General features: G+C 48.2%; 11 protein-coding genes. 8 read left to right on the top strand and 3 right to left on the bottom strand.

Features of this window, described 5'->3' with window-relative positions:
* The first annotated feature begins 108 nt into the window (after positions 1–108).
* Together MKZ07_RS31500 and MKZ07_RS31495 are read left to right on the top strand one after the other, a co-directional pair.
* Complete coding sequence (locus tag MKZ07_RS31500) at positions 109–1,059, top strand: ABC transporter ATP-binding protein (RefSeq protein WP_036691054.1); 951 nt, start codon at positions 109–111, stop codon at positions 1,057–1,059.
* Entirely contained in the window at positions 1,059–1,769 is a 711-nt protein-coding gene (locus MKZ07_RS31495; RefSeq protein WP_341029443.1) for an ABC transporter permease, read from the top strand. Before MKZ07_RS31500 ends, MKZ07_RS31495 begins: the two co-directional genes overlap by 1 nt.
* 11 nt (positions 1,770–1,780) lie before the next feature.
* Here the strand turns inward: MKZ07_RS31495 and MKZ07_RS31490 are convergent, their stop codons facing one another.
* On the bottom strand, positions 1,781–4,105 hold the full coding sequence (locus MKZ07_RS31490) for a helix-turn-helix domain-containing protein (protein ID WP_341029441.1): 2,325 nt from the start codon (positions 4,103–4,105) through the stop codon (positions 1,781–1,783).
* 223 nt (positions 4,106–4,328) lie between these two features.
* Between MKZ07_RS31490 and MKZ07_RS31485 the strand changes: the two genes are divergently transcribed.
* The 6 genes from MKZ07_RS31485 (at position 4,329) to MKZ07_RS31460 (ending at position 13,473) form a co-directional block, all read left to right on the top strand.
* Positions 4,329–5,264, top strand: a complete 936-nt coding sequence (locus MKZ07_RS31485; protein ID WP_036691061.1) for an ABC transporter permease — start codon at positions 4,329–4,331, stop codon at positions 5,262–5,264.
* Positions 5,265–5,285: 21 nt separating this feature from the next.
* Complete coding sequence (locus tag MKZ07_RS31480) at positions 5,286–6,158, top strand: carbohydrate ABC transporter permease (protein WP_051493172.1); 873 nt, start codon at positions 5,286–5,288, stop codon at positions 6,156–6,158.
* Positions 6,159–6,216: 58 nt separating this feature from the next.
* Positions 6,217–7,779, top strand: coding sequence for an extracellular solute-binding protein (locus tag MKZ07_RS31475; RefSeq protein ID WP_341029439.1), 1,563 nt, complete (start codon positions 6,217–6,219; stop codon positions 7,777–7,779).
* A 33-nt stretch (positions 7,780–7,812) separates the two neighbouring features.
* Positions 7,813–8,763 carry an MTP-1 family protein gene (locus MKZ07_RS31470; protein ID WP_341029437.1) on the top strand — a complete coding sequence of 317 codons (951 nt, stop codon included), beginning with the start codon at positions 7,813–7,815 and terminating at the stop codon, positions 8,761–8,763.
* Positions 8,764–8,797: 34 nt separating this feature from the next.
* Positions 8,798–9,808 (top strand): glycoside hydrolase family 130 protein, encoded by a 1,011-nt coding sequence (locus MKZ07_RS31465; RefSeq protein WP_036691064.1) that lies wholly within the window; start codon positions 8,798–8,800, stop codon positions 9,806–9,808.
* A 539-nt stretch (positions 9,809–10,347) separates the two neighbouring features.
* Positions 10,348–13,473 (top strand): amidase family protein, encoded by a 3,126-nt coding sequence (locus tag MKZ07_RS31460; protein WP_341029435.1) that lies wholly within the window; start codon positions 10,348–10,350, stop codon positions 13,471–13,473.
* 96 nt (positions 13,474–13,569) lie between these two features.
* On the opposite strand, the gene MKZ07_RS31455 is transcribed toward MKZ07_RS31460, so the two are convergent.
* Complete coding sequence (locus MKZ07_RS31455; protein WP_341029431.1) at positions 13,570–15,069, bottom strand: WG repeat-containing protein; 1,500 nt, start codon at positions 15,067–15,069, stop codon at positions 13,570–13,572.
* A gap of 347 nt (positions 15,070–15,416) precedes the next feature.
* Positions 15,417–16,472 carry an S-layer homology domain-containing protein gene (locus MKZ07_RS31450; protein ID WP_341029430.1) on the bottom strand — a complete coding sequence of 352 codons (1,056 nt, stop codon included), beginning with the start codon at positions 16,470–16,472 and terminating at the stop codon, positions 15,417–15,419.
* Between the last annotated feature and the right edge of the window lie 31 nt (positions 16,473–16,503).

Here is a 16,503-nt window from a genome sequence, read left to right as displayed (position 1 = left end):
CTTCAGATCAATTTATTTTTCTTTTAATAAAGCTTCATGTTTGGATGTGACAATACGTTGTAGAAGGATGCAACAATCACTGGAACCAAGCAGGAGGTTTGAGGAAGAATGAGTATTTTATCCAAGAAAAGAATCGGCAGCACGCCCGCTATACAAATTGACGGAGTGCACAAAAGCTTTGGCGACTATACCATATTAAACAATCTTTCGCTGGAGGTCAGCCGGGGAGAGATCTACGGATTCCTGGGACTTAACGGCGCCGGGAAGACAACGACGATCAAGATGCTCCTGGCGATGATTAAGCCTACTTCCGGCAAGCTCTATATGTTAGGTGAGAAGGTCGATGCTGGAAACTCTAAATTATGGAGTAACGTCGGATATTTGGAGGAGGCTACCTTTTATCCGGATCTGACGGTAACGGAGAATCTGGATATCGCACGGCGTATGCAAGGCTTGCCGGACCCGGATGCCGTACATCAGGTGATCTATAAGCTGGGGCTGGAACCGCACAAAAATAAAAAAGCAAAGCATCTCTCACTGGGGAACAAGCAGCGCCTGGGACTTGCCAAAGCGATGATTCACAACCCGGAAATTCTAATCCTGGACGAGCCGATCAACGGCCTTGATCCCGCAGGCGTGGCGGAGATACGGAATATGTTATACAATCTGGCGCACAATTTCGGCATCACTGTTTTTATATCCAGCCATCTGTTAGAGGAGCTCTCGAAGGTGTCCACACGGATTGGCATTATCCACGGCGGCCAGCTGGTGCAAGAAGTCGCAATGGATAAGCTGGAGCAGTCCTTAGAGAAAAGCCTGGTCGTGAACGGCCGGAACAAACCTGCCTTAAAGAAGGTGCTGGAAGAGCATGGCTATGACTTTGTGGATACCCCGGACGGCTCTATTAAACTAACCAATGAACATGCGGCAGATCATCCTGAACGGCTGGCCGAACTGCTTGTTACCTGCAATCAGCCGCCAACGTCACTCCGGGTAGTTACAGAGGATCTGGAAGGCTATTTTCTCCGCACCATCGGGGTTAACAGGGGGATTAAATAATGAATATTCTATCGGTGTTACATTGTGAGCTACGCAAGATTATCCGCTCGAATGTGTTCTGGATTATGTTTCTGGTTCTAGGCTTCGGGCCCATCATGATGGGCGTCGGAAATGTATTATCCAGTGACGGTGTCAACTGGGAAGCGTATTTAAACGGATTGCTGGAGACACTTGCCCCGCTGGGACTGATCGGATACACCTTTGTAGCCGCATGGGTATTCGGACGGGAATTTTCGGACCGGACCATCAAAGATTTACTGGCCAAGCCCATTTCCAGAGCGAAAATTGTATTGTCCAAATTCCTGGTCATTTTAGCATGGTGTCTGTTACTTTCCATCTATATGTTTGCCGTAGGTCTTGCCGTAGGGGCCATCCTCGGCGTTGCAGGCGGGTCCGCCGCTTTCATTTGGAGCTTGTTCATTAAATTCCTGATCACCTCACTGCTGTACATCTTTGTGACCGCGCCAAGCATTCTTTTCGCTAATGTGACCAAGGGCTACCTGGCCCCCCTTGGGCTTATCCTGATCATCGTCATTCTGTCCAATGTATTGGCCTCCTTCGGATTCGCGCCTTATTTCCCATGGACCATCCCCTCGGTATTTCAAAGCACCGGTTCGCTGCAGCTAAGTAGTATCATCATACTTGCCTATACCGGGATTATCGGAATCGCCGGAACCTTTGCCTGGTGGAGATATGCGGAGCAGCCTTAAGCGGGAAATGATCACTCCTCATCACCTGCGGCGCCTTTCATCGCCTCCTGCTCACGGAAGGCCGAAGGGGTCAGCCCGTACTTTTTCTTGAACAGGGTGGAGAAGTAAGTGATGTTGTAGATCCCGACCGCTTCACTGATCTTGGCCGCCGTGTCAGGTGTAGCAGCAAGTAACTCCCTGGCTTTGTCCAGCCGGGTGTTGTTCAGGTATTCACTGAAGGATTGCCCGGTTGCTCCTTTGAACAGCTTGCCCAAATAGCTGGGTGACAGTCCGGCGATTTTGGACACCAGATCGAGGGAAATATTAGGCTCGGCATAATGTTCATGGACATAATTCTGTACTTTTTCAATGAGACTATTATGCTTCTTAGCATTCATCCAGTGATTTTTGTCTTCAATTAACTTGCAGATCGTGGAGCAATAGCGGCCAAACAGGTTGCGGATCTCCGCCAAATCCTCAGCACCTTCAATCTCGGTTACCGCCTGCAGGTAATCATTGAAGTTAGAATCCGGCACATGCTGTAAATAATCGAAATGTTTCAGCAAAGACAACATGAGCTGAGTGCTAAAGGTAATGATCTGATGAACCGAACCGCCGGATATGGTATCGATAAATTCTTGGGTGGCGCTAATAATAGGCTCCGGCTTGCCCTGCTGCACGGCATCAATCAGCTTCTTCTCGCAGGCGCCGGGATAGCTTAAGGCCGTCAACACATGGTGCCTTGTCGCCGCTGCATCCAGAATCGCTTCCTTTCCATAGATTAAGCGGTATTTCACATACTGCTGCGCGGAAGTATACGAGGACGGAATATTTCCCTTGCCAAAGGCTATATCTCCTATACCAATAGATACTGTCACCTTGAAGTAACGGTTCAGGAAGCTTTGAACATCACGCAAGGCAGGCTTCAGCTCCTCCGGGAGCTGATTTTTCGTGTATTGAAGGATGGCGGCCGCTTCGTTTCCTCCCATAATGAGAACATCACAGGGGCCGATATGCTCCAGCAGCTCTTTGGCGATATTCCCAAGCGCGAAGCGTAGCAAGGCCTGCTGTTTCCCTTCCATCCTCTCTCCTGCAGGCTCAAGCTCATTAATCTTGAACACCAGCACGCCAAAGAACGGCCCCGCAACCTCCTCGCCGATCTCCTTAATAATTTCGCTTGAGACCGAATTCTCCAGAGAATGACCACGCAGCAAGGCATGAAGATAATGCTCACGAACCGTCCGGGAAGAATGGCTGATGACGAACTGCATCGATTTCTCACGTTCATGATAGGATTGGAACACTTCGTTCACCATCTTGTACTCATCTATAAGTGCCAGGCCGGATGCGGGTGTAGCCGGGGCAGGCATAACTTTTTCCAGCAGCGCCGATAAGGGCTTATTCATGTTCGAGGTCAACAGGATAGAGCTCAACAGGCCTGCGAGTACAATTCCGGCGGTCACCAGCAGCGTAATTCCCCGGAGCTGATCAATATTAGAAATAAGCTCCGAATACGGTGAAACGCTTACAAAATACCAGTCCAGTTCCTCTGATTTCACATAAGTGACCAGACTCTTTTTGTTTGCGATCGTCGTGGTGAAGCTGTTCTCCGGTTGGTTCTCAATTAATATCGTCCGCACATACTCCTCCCCGGATAGATCATCCAGGAACAGATTGGAATCGGTGTGAGACAGCACTTTACCTTCATTATTAATCACGAAGACATTATTAGCGGCGTCCGCTTTGCCGATCTTGCGGATGGTCGCCAGAATCGACTGCTCCTCCACATTGATATAGATCAGCGGACTACCTGTGGTCTGGTATGCGAAATTCGGGTACAGCAAGAAGGTCAGGAACTGTAAGGGTCTGCCGCTATTACGGCTTGCAACCTTCAGGCTGCGCGGATTGAATTCCATGTACTGCTTCGCGCTGAGCGCAGTGAGCGATGCGTCGAACGGAAGCCCGGCTGTATCGATTGTTGTTCCTGTAGAAGGCCGGTGGATTCCGATACTATGGATATAAGGGTTCAAATTGGCAATTTGTTCGATCTGCTGAAAAATATGATAATTGCTTACCTTGTCCTCCACCGTCTCATCCAGAAAGGTAAGGATCTCCGGTTGAATCAGCAGTGTATTTCCGATCGTCATGACCTGGTTATAGACGACATCGGAGGCGTAAGTAATCTGGGATAACATCGCCCGGGAATTGCGTTCGATCTCCTTGATGGTGCTTCTGGAGAACAAGGAGAAGAGTACACTGGAGAGCAGGCTTACAGTTAGCAGAACGAGAAGGAAATATGAGATTGTGAGTTTTTGAAAGGCCTTGTATCGAACAAGCCGCTTGATGGTTGTCCGCATGCTGAATTCCTCCCCTTGCTGCCCGTTATCATTTCTAAATATAGACCATTTACGGCCGAAAAGGTACTGAATCAGGGGAAAATGAAAGCCATTCCGTTTTTTTGAAAGCCTTGTCAGCTAATTCGAAAGCGTTTGCCGGGTTTCGAAATAGACACTTGCTGCGGCTATGGCTAAGCTGAAATCATGGCAACAGTCATTTATAACAAATAGGGGGGAACAGGAATTGAAGAAAAAACGGCGGCCAGGATTGAGCATACTGTCTGACATCCGCAGGAATGGCACATCCTATTTGTTAGTTTTGCCGGCCATGGCATACACATTTATTTTCGGGTATATGACCTATCCTTATCTGGTCATTGCTTTCCAGCGCTTCAATTATACAAAGGGAATCTTCCATAGCGAATGGGTGGGGTTCAAAAACTTTGAGTTTTTCTTCCGTTCCAATAAAGCGCTTACAGTTACCTTTAATACCATTTACCTTAATTTACTGTTTATTATTTTTGGTACCCTGATGGCGCTGGCTATTTCATTGGTGCTGAACGAGCTGCGCAAGAAGCTATTTGTGAAGATCAGCCAGTCGCTGATGTTATTCCCGAATTTCATCTCATGGATCGTCATCAGCTATGTTCTGTATGCGCTTTTCTCCATGGATATGGGCGTGATTAATAGAATCCTGAACCAATTCGGAATGGACTCCGTGAACTGGTATACCGATGCCCAGTCCTGGCCGGCGATTCTGACCATCATGCATGTGTGGAAAGGCGCCGGTATGAGCGCTATCATCTACTTGGCAACCATTACCGGCATTGACGAGACGTTGTATGAAGCCGCAGAGATTGACGGGGCGAACCGCCTGCAAATGTGTTTTAGGATAACACTTCCGCTAATGATGCCAACGGTTATTATCCTGACCATGCTCTCAGTCGGCAAAATTATGTATGGCGATTTCGGGATGATCTATGCACTCATCGGGGACAACGGCACACTGTATTCGACCACGGATATTATTGATACGTATGTATTCCGTTCCTTGCGCCAGATCGGCGACCCTTCCGAAGCCATGGCCGTAGGACTGTTCCAGTCCGTTATCGGATTCATCCTTGTCTTTGGTACCAATGCCATTACCCGCAAGTACTTTAAAGACGGCGCATTATATTAAATCCGGGAAGGAGGAGTTTTAATGAAAAAGTTCTCAATCAGCAAGACGGTCATGTACACACTGACTGCGGTCTATTCGGCGCTGTGCCTGCTTCCGATGCTGCTTGTGCTGATGATCTCGATCACGGATGAGGATGCCATTCTTAAGAACGGCTATAGCCTGTTTCCGGAGAAATTCTCTCTGTATGCCTATAAGCTGATCTTCACGAGCGGCTCCCAGGTCATTCAGAGCTATGGCATTTCGATCTTTGTCACTCTCGTCGGTACCACGCTGGCCCTGCTGATTACTTCTATGGCAGGCTACACCCTGGCGAACAAAAATGTGAGGCACCGCAATCTGCTGGCCCTGTACTTTTTTATCACCATGATTTTCTCCGCCGGCATTGTGCCCTGGTATCTGATGAACCGGGCGCTCGGCTTAACCGATAATATTCTCGCTCTGATTATTCCGTCCCTGCTGTTCAGCCCGTTCAACCTCTTCCTGGTGCGCAATTTCATGAACGGCATTCCTGACTCGCTGCGGGAATCCGCCACCATAGACGGGGCCAGTGATATTGTCATTGCTTTCAAGATCTATCTTCCGTTATGTAAACCGGTACTGGCGACCATCGCCCTCTTCTATGGACTGGATTATTGGAACAATTGGTGGAATGCGATCATGCTGATCGACTCGAAAGACTTGTACCCGCTGCAATTCATGCTGCTGCAGATGCAATCGGAGATCAGTATGCTGAACGATATGGCCATGCTGGCCGGAACAAGCGACGTTACGCTTCCTTCGGAGTCGGTCAAGATGGCGACAGCCATCGTAACCATCGGGCCGATCATCTTCCTCTATCCTTACTTACAGAAGTACTTCGTGAAAGGGCTCGTGATCGGTTCAGTGAAAGGCTGATGTCATCCCTTAGGGGTTAACATATAGAAGACAACATAAGAGGAGGTCCGTATTATTCATGAGAAAATCCTATGCAACCCTGTTAGCTGTGGTGCTTGCCCTGTCCACCCTGGTCGGGTGCGGCAAGGCGGATAATGCCAGCCCTGGCGCAAATGGAGAAAGCAATGCTTCATCCCCGAATGCAGAGAATGCTAATAACTCTGAGGTCGTCAAGATCAAATACGTAGTTCCCGGCACCGAGCCGAAAGACTACCAGAAGGTGTTCGAGAAGGTCAATGAGAAGCTGGCTGCAGACGGTGTCGGCGTTGCCGTGGAGAAAATCTTCATCCCCTGGGATGCCTGGGACCAGAAGCTGAACCTGATGCTGTCCACCGGCGAAGAGTTCGATCTGTTTCATGTCATGCAGGACCGCACTCCTTTTTCCAACTATTATACCCGGGGTGCACTGGCCGGTATCTCAGAGGAGATTGAGAAGTACGGAGCCAACCTGAAAAAGAATATTCCGGAGGACATCTTCAATGGAGCCACCATCGGCGGGAAATATTATATCGTCCCCTCCTACTGGGTTGAAATGGCCAGTGAAGGCCAGTTCAATATCCGCCGCGACATTCTCCGCGAGAACAATTTGCAGGAGCCTACAACTCCGGCTGAATTGATTAGCGCCTGGGAGACGGTGATGAAGAACTGGAAGGGGAAGAACAAGCCTTACTTAGGCACCCGGGCCGATTTTGACCCGATCAATCTGCATACCTCCATCCTGCACCGGACCTATGACACCTTCCCGTTCACCGTTAAGGATAAGTTCTTCTATGTCAACCAGAACGGAGAGGTCAAATCCTGGATTGAAACCGACGAATTCAAGAAGGATGCCGCCTTCATGCACGAGCTGTACACCAAGGGAATTACGAATCCTGATATCCTGGTTATGAAGCAGGAGCAAGTAGATGCCCAGCTCGACAGCGGAGAGTGGTTCGTGCGCCTGGGAACCGGCGGAAGCTTGAACGGACTCCAGAAGTACAACCCGGATGCTACGGTGGACGATATCGGCGTAGTATGGTTTAACCCGGATAAAGAATATCTTCGCCCCCTCTCCTTCAAGAACGGAAATGCCGTACCGGCGAACAGTAAACATCCGGAGGCCGCCGTTAAATTTATGGATTGGATGCTGGCCAGCCAAGATAACTACGACCTGGTTCAATATGGCATCGAGGGTGAGCACTACACCAAAGATGGCGACAAAGGCTTAAAGCCGATCAGAGACCCGAACAACAACAATAATCCGCGGTACAGAGGCTCTGATTCCCAGAACGGCAATGTGAACTTTATGCGCTTTGACCCGGAGAGCAGTATTCCTGAGAATAATAAGGTCTTATTCGAGCCTAATCCGAGTGCGGTCAACAGTATTGCAGCCAACTTTATTTTTGACCCGACGAATGTAAGAACTGAATATACCAATATTCTCTCGGAAGCTTCAGCCAGCATCACTCCGATCTATATGGGTGTGCTGGACTACGACAAGGCCTTCCCGGAAGCGCTGGATAAAATGAAGAAGGCAGGTCTGGACAAGGTCGTTGCCGAATATCAGAAGCAGTTCAAGGAATATCAAGCTTCTCTTCAATAAAAAGTGCTGCTAGAATAAAGGAGTGAAAAAATTTTGAACCTGCATCAGCAAAAACAAGAGTTTGAAGCAACAAAAACTATTTATGAAAGCGCAACCCTGGAATTTAAAAATGTGGATGGATTTGATGTTTATAATATCTCGATTCCTTTTGAACGTGATGGAAAACATTACTTGTTCGGCCGGGTAGAACGCCGGGAAGAATGGGCCCGCTCATGGGTCCGTCTGTTCGAGGAAACAGGCCAGGATGAGTGGACCCTGGTGGAGAACAGCATGATCTATACGCTGGAGGACCCTTATATCAGCGAAATAGGTGATGAGCTAGTACTGGGCGGAACGCATGTGCAATATGAAAGCGGCAAATACAGCACGTATTTCGGTTATTTTTACCGGGGGACGGATCTCCACAATTTGTATTACTTTACTACCGGTCCTAACAAAATGAAGGATATCCGCCTTGTTGCTCTGGCGGACGACAGAATTGGCGTCTTCTCACGTCCGCGGGGCAACGAGGTGAAGGGCCAATATGGCAGCGAATCCATGATCGGCTTCACGGTGATTGATAAGCTGGAGGATTTGACTGCTGACGTTATTGAGAATGCCCCGTACATCCATGGTATCTTCGGAACAGGTGAATGGGGAGGCGTCAATCAGGCTTACCTGTTGAGCAGCGGCAACATCGGAATCATCGGCCATATTTGTTATTCGCATAAGGAGGAGAACGGGCAGGAAATCAAGGTCTATCTGAACATGGCCTTCATCTTCGATCCCGTGACCCGGGAATCTCATAACCTGCATCTGATTGGAAGCCGCTCCTGCTACCCGCCCGGACCTGCCAAGGCACCGTATTTGACGGACTGCGTCTTCTCTTCAGGGATCGTGATGCGTGAGGATGGCAAGGCTGATCTGTACAGCGGGATTGGCGACTGCCAGGCTGGACGTATTACGATTGACTATCCGTTCGCACCTTACGGAAGCATTGTCTAGCACACAGTTCAACATCCAAGGAGGATCATCAACGATGAATGATAACCATACACCCATCATAGGAGCTTTGGCATCAAGTCCGCTCATCCGCCGTCATCCGGCCAACCCTGTGCTGGATGCAGCGCGGGTCCCTTACCCCACCGCACTAGTATTCAACGCGGGAGTGGTTAAGTTTGGCGGCCGGTATGTGATGGTATTCCGCAATGACTATGGCTCCCTTGAGAAGCAGACCCTTGAGCCGTCTCATACAACGGATCTCGGTATCGCATTCAGTGAAGACGGAATCCACTGGACGGCCGGGCCGAAGCCGGTGTTCAAGCTGCATGACGAAGAGTTCGTGCGCGCTTACGATCCGCGTCTGACGGTAATCGGCGGCCGCTGCTACATGTGCTTCGCTGTAGATACGCGGCATGGTATCCGGGGTGGAATCGCAGTCACGGATGACTTCGAATCCTTTGAGATCTTGAGCTTGTCTACGCCGGACCTGCGGAATATGGTGCTGTTCCCGGAGAAGATCAACGGCAACTATGTGCGGTTGGAACGCCCGTTCACCGTATACAGCCGCGGAGGCTTGGACCGGTTCGACACCTGGATCGCGGAGTCGCCGGATCTGGTCTATTGGGGGCGTTCGGATCTGTTGCTTGCAGTGGAGCAGGTCCCGTTCGCCAATGACAAGATCGGTCCGGCAGCACCGCCCGTTAAGACTGACAAGGGCTGGCTCACCACCTTCCATGCGGTGGATCTTGATCCCGCCAGAGGCAAGAACGGCTGGGAGCCGTCCTGGAAGAAGCGGTATACAGCAGGCATTATGCTGCTTGATCTCCATAATCCAAAGAAAATCCTTGGGATGAGCGCCTCGCCGCTGCTCGCCCCTGAAGCCCCCTACGAAGTAGACGGAGGCTTCCGCAATGATGTCATCTTTCCCGGCGGCATGATCCTGGAGGACGATGGCGAAGTCAAAATCTATTACGGCGCCGCCGACACCGTAGAATGCCTGGCCACCGCACATGTCGATGATCTGATCAGGCTGTGTTTGGGACAGTGAGACTGGCATCCTAACTAACAGAAACGGGTATCATCCTTGAATGAGGATGATACCCGTTTTTTTCAAACTATGCTTCAACCGCTTGCGGTAACGTTCTTTCATACTCCTTATATAACACATAACGCTGGACACCTCTCGAAGCCTCTACTGCTTCCCTGGCATACTTGACCGCGAGCTCGCTATTGCCGGTTTTGCGTTCAATTTCCGCGAGAATAGCAAGAAATAAACAGCAATGCTCCAGCGAAGTCGTTTCATCATAAATCTCCTTTGAGTGTCATCCTTTACAAGTGAAATTCCATTTAAAATATTGTAGCACATTCCATAATCTATCAGCAGAATATATACATAACCTAAAATGTTAAATAACATAACACTAATTTATCATATTTATTATCATTTATAATATATACAGCAACTTCCCTTTGTTAAAATCTCTAAAAATAGTTCAATTTCATATTATTCATTGACTGAATTAATATACAATGTTATATTTCTTAACACAATTAATAATATACATAGAGGAAAGGGAGATTGCCAACATGAGTAAGTTAAAACGTCTGCGTAGAACCAAGAGGCAAGTTATAGCTACTTCCATTGCATTATCTGTTATTGCTTCAGGAGTCATTCCGTTTCAAACCGCCGATGCTTTAACCCGAGTTACTTCATCCAGTGGTACAGTATGGGAGATTCACGATGCTTTCGCTCCCAGCTTGGACACAGGAAGCTTGCGAACCGTTGGTACTACCCAAGTGCAAGGGTTCGGCAACATTTTTGTGAAAGTATCCTCGCCTGCAGCTTCCCTGATGAATGGACAAATGATGCGCGGGTTTGACCTCAAGTACGATGGTGTTAATAGATTCACTTCCTCTCAATCTGTCAATCTGGGAAATGTCACCGTTACCCGTGATGTGTATGTGGACACTATCAATAATCGAACTAGATTCTTTGATACTTTTACCAATAAGAATGATATGGCTGTAAAAGTAGATGTATCCTTCGGCGGCTCCTTAGGGTATGGCACAGCGGCCAATGCTTCAGTGGTCAAGGCAACCTACTCCAATGATCTGGAGGTAACGACAGACGATTCATGGATTGTGGTCGATAGCAGTGCCAGAAACAATAAACCTCTAGGTGTTGCAGTCGGGTCTCCACATCCATTTAATAATGGATTAACGGCTCTTGGGAATCAGCAGCAGAATCCATTCACCACACCTCTGGCCAAGTCCGGTAATGAGGCGAATTTCTATGGCTTCATTAATACCTTGAATCTTGAACCGGGCCAGTCGAAATCCCTGGTGAATTTTGTACAGGTTGGAGAAGCTGGGGAAGCTGGGCTGAACAATCTGGTTGCCACACTTAACGGACTCAATCAGCAGCTGGATGTGTCCGGCTTAACCCCTGCACAGATCCGCTCCATCAGTAACTGGGATATCTCAGGTATAGAGGGACTTAATACTGGAGATAACCTGTTCATTCCAGAGGCTCCTGCAGCGCAAAGCTTCGTTACTTCCTCCCCCTATGATGTTGTGAATAAATCCATTGCACAGATGCAGCAGGATATGATTAGCGGTACAACGACTTCTGTCCAAATTACGCAAGCGTATCTGGATCGGATCAAGGCGTACGATATGGGCCAACTCGGCTTCCATGCCTTCCTGCATGTATCCGAAACTGCGCTGGCTCAGGCCAAAGCGGCTGACGATGCCCGTGCACAAGGCGCTAAGGGTGATCTGCTGGGAATTCCGATTGCGATCAAAGACATCTATGACACCAAGGATATGCCGACAACAGGCGGCAGTAAAGCACTTGAAGGCTGGCGGCCAGAATCAGATGCCTTCCAGGTGAATAAGCTGCGGGAAGCCGGCGCTGTCATTATTGGTAAAGTGAATACTTCGGAGTTCGCGAACAGCGGAAGCTTCAGTGAAAGCGGCTGGATGCAGACCTGGAATGCGCTCTATCCGTCCAAAACCTCTTTTGGCTCCAGCGGTGGATCAGCCGTATCGGTTGCCGCTGATTTTGCAGCGGCCGCCATGGGATCGCAGACAGGGGTATCTCTCTACGCCCCTACGACAGGCGCCAGCTTAAAAAGCTTCCGCGGAACGGACGGCATGGCGAGTACAACCGGTGTGCTGCCGCTGACTTGGGGACAGGACTATGCGGGGCCTATTGCCAAAACCGTAACGGACCTGGCTATTATGCTGAACGCAACAACGGGTACGGACCCGCAGGATATTTTCACCGTAACTGCCGATGCCGATCATAAACGTCCGGAGAACTGGAAGGAATCGCTGGATGTCGGGGCCTTGAGAGGAAAGAAAATCGGATTCATCCCCGAATCCTTTGTCTCCAGTTATGCAGATGATGATACCGGACTAGCCGTAAAGAATAAGTTCTCAGAACTGCAAGCTGCGGGAGCGGAAATGGTTGAAATGTCAAAAATGCCAGCAGCCCCTACCCGTCCATCAGGCATTAACGGATCAACGGAAGGCTGGGCGCGCTACATTGAGCTTCACAAAGCCTTCCCTTACGCGGACGGAGCAAGTGTGCTTGCCTCAGATAAAGTGCTTATCTATAATCAGAGATCGTATACCGCGCCTACGCGGATGACGGAACAGGCTGTACAGGATTACATCAAGTATAGAACGGACTACAAGGAAGTGATCAAAGGCTGGATGGACGAGAATGGCGTGGATGCTATTGTGTATGCAGGTTTCATCAGTGACGTATATAACAATGACGCATCAGCCTCTCAGCTAAGTTCGGACCGCAACACGGGCGTATTAACATCTAATGTGGGTCTCCCTACGGTAGTGGTGCCTGTGGGAACGAACGACAGCGGCTATTCGATCTCGATGCAGCTTGTGGGCAGAGCGTGGGACGATGCCAAAGTTCTAGGTATGGGTTATGCGCTTGAGCAGCAAAGTCAGGCCAGACTGCTTACCGCTTTTGCACCAGCACTCCCATATGTCTCAAACCCTACTGATCCAGACCCAGTAGATAATGAACCAAGCAATCCAAGTCCTGGAGGAGGTACCGTAACTCCACCGGCAACACCAACACCAACGCCAGCACCTACTGCTACACCGGCTCCTACAGCTACACCAGCACCAGCAGAAACAACAGCACCAACACCTAAGCCGGAAGTGGTCAGCTTCACAGATACACTGAAGCATTGGGCAAAGGCAAGCATTGACCTGCTGATTTCCAAAGGATTACTGACAGGTTATGCCGATGGCACCTTCCGTCCGGATTCAGGTCTGACCCGCGCCGAGGCCATTAAGGTCATTACAACGCACATGGGGCTTGAAGGACAAGCAAGTACGTTCACCGATGTATCTGGGGCACATTGGGCCAATAAGTATATCGGCGCAGCAACCAGTGCCGGCCTGATGAACGGATACAGCGACGGTACCTTCCGCCCCAATGCCAAGATTAGCCGCAGTGAATTAGCAACACTAATCACCAGAGCTTTCAAGCTGACAGGTACCGGCAACACAACATTCAAAGATGTTAACAAAGAGGCCTGGTATTATAATTCCATTGATGCACTGGCATCGAATAAAATTATTACCGGCTACGAAGACAGTACGTTTAAGCCTGCAAAGGATATTACCCGGGCAGAGTTCGCTACTATGGTGGCGAGGTTGTTGGAGATCGGGAAGTAAGGGGAATTAAAAGTGTAAAGGAAAGGCCATCCCTTTCGGGATGGCCTTTAACTTGCTGTAAAAAGACAGCCCAGTGAACCCTTTCAGCCGAAATCATTACTGAATTTTCGGTACATAGGCGGTGTCTTTAATGAGTCCATATTTAAGGTCTCCATCTTTATCTTTAACAATAAACACAGCAAATCCCCCGATGAATCGACCGACGTAATAGTACTCAATGTTTTTAATCATTTTGCCGGAGGAATTGATTAAATCACTTCTATTATCGTCTGGTTTTCCGTTAGCGTCATAGACTCTTCCCCAAGCGCCTTCTTTTACAAACCAATAACGTTCTTTATGTTCTTTATCACCGCCCTCGGTCGAGAGGGACGGATCACGATAATGTTCATAAGGGACAACCAATTCGCCTTGCATGTTGATGAAGCCAATATCACCACTGTCGTTTTTAACAGGTGCAATACCTCCCCAGAAACTGCCCGGGTCTTGATATTTATTGCTCAAAGGGATCACTTCTTGCCCCGACACATTGAGGTATCCAATTTTCCCATCCTTTTTAACACTCACCAGACCTTCGCTAAACCGGCTTACTTGATCATAAATTAGCGGTATGACTACTTTTCCTGCGGTATTTATAAAGCCCCATTTGTTGTTTTTACTAACTTGTGCATATCCTTCTTCTTCGAATCTGTGGATAATATTGTATGTATTATTGAAAACAGCCTTTCCGCTTGAATTGATTACCTTTTTGCTAAAGGTTCCATCCTTCTTCTTGACCCAGACATGATACAAACGCTCGTTAAGAGATTCCACTCCATCGTAATCAAAAGGAATAACTATTTTTCCTGACGTATTAATAGCACCATACTTAGTACCTTTAAGAACCCACGCCAGGCCATCGTTGAAATTAAAAAGCGGTTTATTATCATAATCTGCCTTGTATGAAAAAGGGATGATTACCTGTCCTTTTTTGTTGATATAGCCAAGCTTTCCTGCATTAGGATCTTCTTTACCTATTTTTTTGAATTTTCCTGTTTTAGAATCATATTTTTCAATACCAACGGTAGGTATCTTGACGGCGGCCAAACCATCTTTGAACGGATAACCCTCGTTCTTAACGTTATAACCGTCATTGTAGCCGTTTAAGGTAACATCCACAAAATGATATTTCACCGGTATAACAACTTTTCCGGTCGTGTCAATGGCTCCCCATTGTAATATAATGTTTTTATCGTCACAAACAAGGGCAACACCGTCTCTGAAATCCAGCACTTTAACATATTTGGGAGGGACAATTTCTTTTCCAGAGATACTAATGAAACCATACTCAGTTTCTTTTCTGACTTGCGCAAAACCATTATGAAATGACCCTACCCAATCGTAGTTAAGTGTGAAGGGGATAACTACATCTCCTACTCGATTGATTACACCCCATTTCCCATTTTTTTTAACCGCCGAAAGTCCCTCACTTTCGGTCCCGAAACTGTTATCACCTGCTGGTATTATTACTTGATACCGCTCCGGTGCTTCCGCTGCCACATTAATTGATAGGAGCCCAAGCAATAACACCATCAGCAGGCTCACTAGAGATTTTTTCATAACTTCCTCCTAAACCAAGTTCAAATCACAAGAGATTCTTTATGAGTTTTCCGAATTAATGATAGCACAATTAATGGGCTTATGCTTTAGTTTGCAAGAAACACCAAGCCTTCAGTTGTACAAGCGCCGTCTAGTTCGTCATTTTTTATTGATTGTATAGCTTGAATTTTCACTAACAGCAAATTTTCAACATCACATAGTATACCTTCAAGTGAATGCGACTGTCACTATACGTCTAAATTTCGGCAACAAAAAGAGCCTGTCAAAAGACAGACCCGATTTGCTCACCCCTTCACGATACGAATTTCTTGAGGTTATGGACACAAAGTGATGTCATTATTTCAAGTTTACCGGATATCAAGTATTACTTTTGCATCCATCAGACGAAGCAGCATAATCAACGCTTCAGCCCGGGTAGCAGGATCAGCAGGAGCGAACCGATTACCATTCTTGCCCTTAATGATTCCCAGGTCAGCCGCGGCAGCAACCGACGGAAGTGCCCATGACTTAATCTGTTGCTTATCGGCAAATGAGACCGTTCCGTTAGAATGATGTTCGCCGTCGTACAGCCTCATGATCAGGACAGCCATTTCGGACCTGCTAATCCATTGGTTCGGACGGAAGCTGCCATCGGCGTAGCCTTTAATCAGGCCAGTCTGCTCCGCTTCCGCGATGTAATCCCTTGCCCAGACCGGGATCGTATCTACATCCCTGAAATTTAGCGGCATCGCGCCTTTCGCTTCGAAATCAAACGCCCTCGCGGTCATAACCACGAACTCTGCGCGTGTGATCCTCACATCCGGACGGAACGTCCCATCCCCGAAGCCGTTTATAAACCCCATACTGACAGCCCGTTCTATCCCTTCTTTGGCCCAATGATTAGCAATATCCTTGAATGTTATGTTATTCCCCGCTGCTTGCACCGCGATGTCTGCTTTCGTTCCCGGCTTGACAACTGTATCCGTAAGATCGCTTTTCACAAGCTTCACACGTGTTAATTCTACTGTCGGCTTCTTCGTATTCTTTCCAATGACTTCAAACGTAATGGCTGCGAGCTCGGCTTTTCCCGATAGGCCGGCGACCTTGCCAACCTTCGTATGCGCGAACACGACAAGGCCATCTGCAGGAGCAAGCGGGACGGAGAACCCTTGCAGCAAGCTTTCACTTTTTTTGTATAATAGAAGGTTTGTATCGTACTTCAAATTGATTTCGAAGCCATATACATCGGTAAGATCCGATCCCGTCACCGTCACGACAACTTGATTTCCCTTAATGGACGTAGAATTGGAGACCGCTAAGCTAAAGGAGGCGTCCTTGGCCATTGCGTACACCGGCAGCAGGGAAAGTGTGAACCAAGCAGCTAGAAGCATCATTCCAACCCGATATTTCAAGCGAATTCCCATCCTTTCGATATCTCCTTATTTCCACATGTAA

This window comes from Paenibacillus sp. FSL P4-0338, assembly GCF_038002365.1.
Classification (GTDB): Bacteria; Bacillota; Bacilli; order Paenibacillales; family Paenibacillaceae; genus Paenibacillus_AQ.
This window is presented reverse-complemented; position numbering and strand designations above follow the sequence as displayed.

Coding starts and splice junctions, on each gene's coding strand:
- MKZ07_RS31480 (WP_051493172.1), top strand. CDS start 5,286: ATGAAAAAGTTCTCAATCAGCAAGACGGTCATGTACACACTGACTGCG.
- MKZ07_RS31490 (WP_341029441.1), bottom strand. CDS start 4,105: ATGCGGACAACCATCAAGCGGCTTGTTCGATACAAGGCCTTTCAAAAA.
- MKZ07_RS31455 (WP_341029431.1), bottom strand. CDS start 15,069: ATGAAAAAATCTCTAGTGAGCCTGCTGATGGTGTTATTGCTTGGGCTC.
- MKZ07_RS31475 (WP_341029439.1), top strand. CDS start 6,217: ATGAGAAAATCCTATGCAACCCTGTTAGCTGTGGTGCTTGCCCTGTCC.
- MKZ07_RS31495 (WP_341029443.1), top strand. CDS start 1,059: ATGAATATTCTATCGGTGTTACATTGTGAGCTACGCAAGATTATCCGC.
- MKZ07_RS31450 (WP_341029430.1), bottom strand. CDS start 16,472: ATGGGAATTCGCTTGAAATATCGGGTTGGAATGATGCTTCTAGCTGCT.
- MKZ07_RS31500 (WP_036691054.1), top strand. CDS start 109: ATGAGTATTTTATCCAAGAAAAGAATCGGCAGCACGCCCGCTATACAA.
- MKZ07_RS31460 (WP_341029435.1), top strand. CDS start 10,348: ATGAGTAAGTTAAAACGTCTGCGTAGAACCAAGAGGCAAGTTATAGCT.
- MKZ07_RS31465 (WP_036691064.1), top strand. CDS start 8,798: ATGAATGATAACCATACACCCATCATAGGAGCTTTGGCATCAAGTCCG.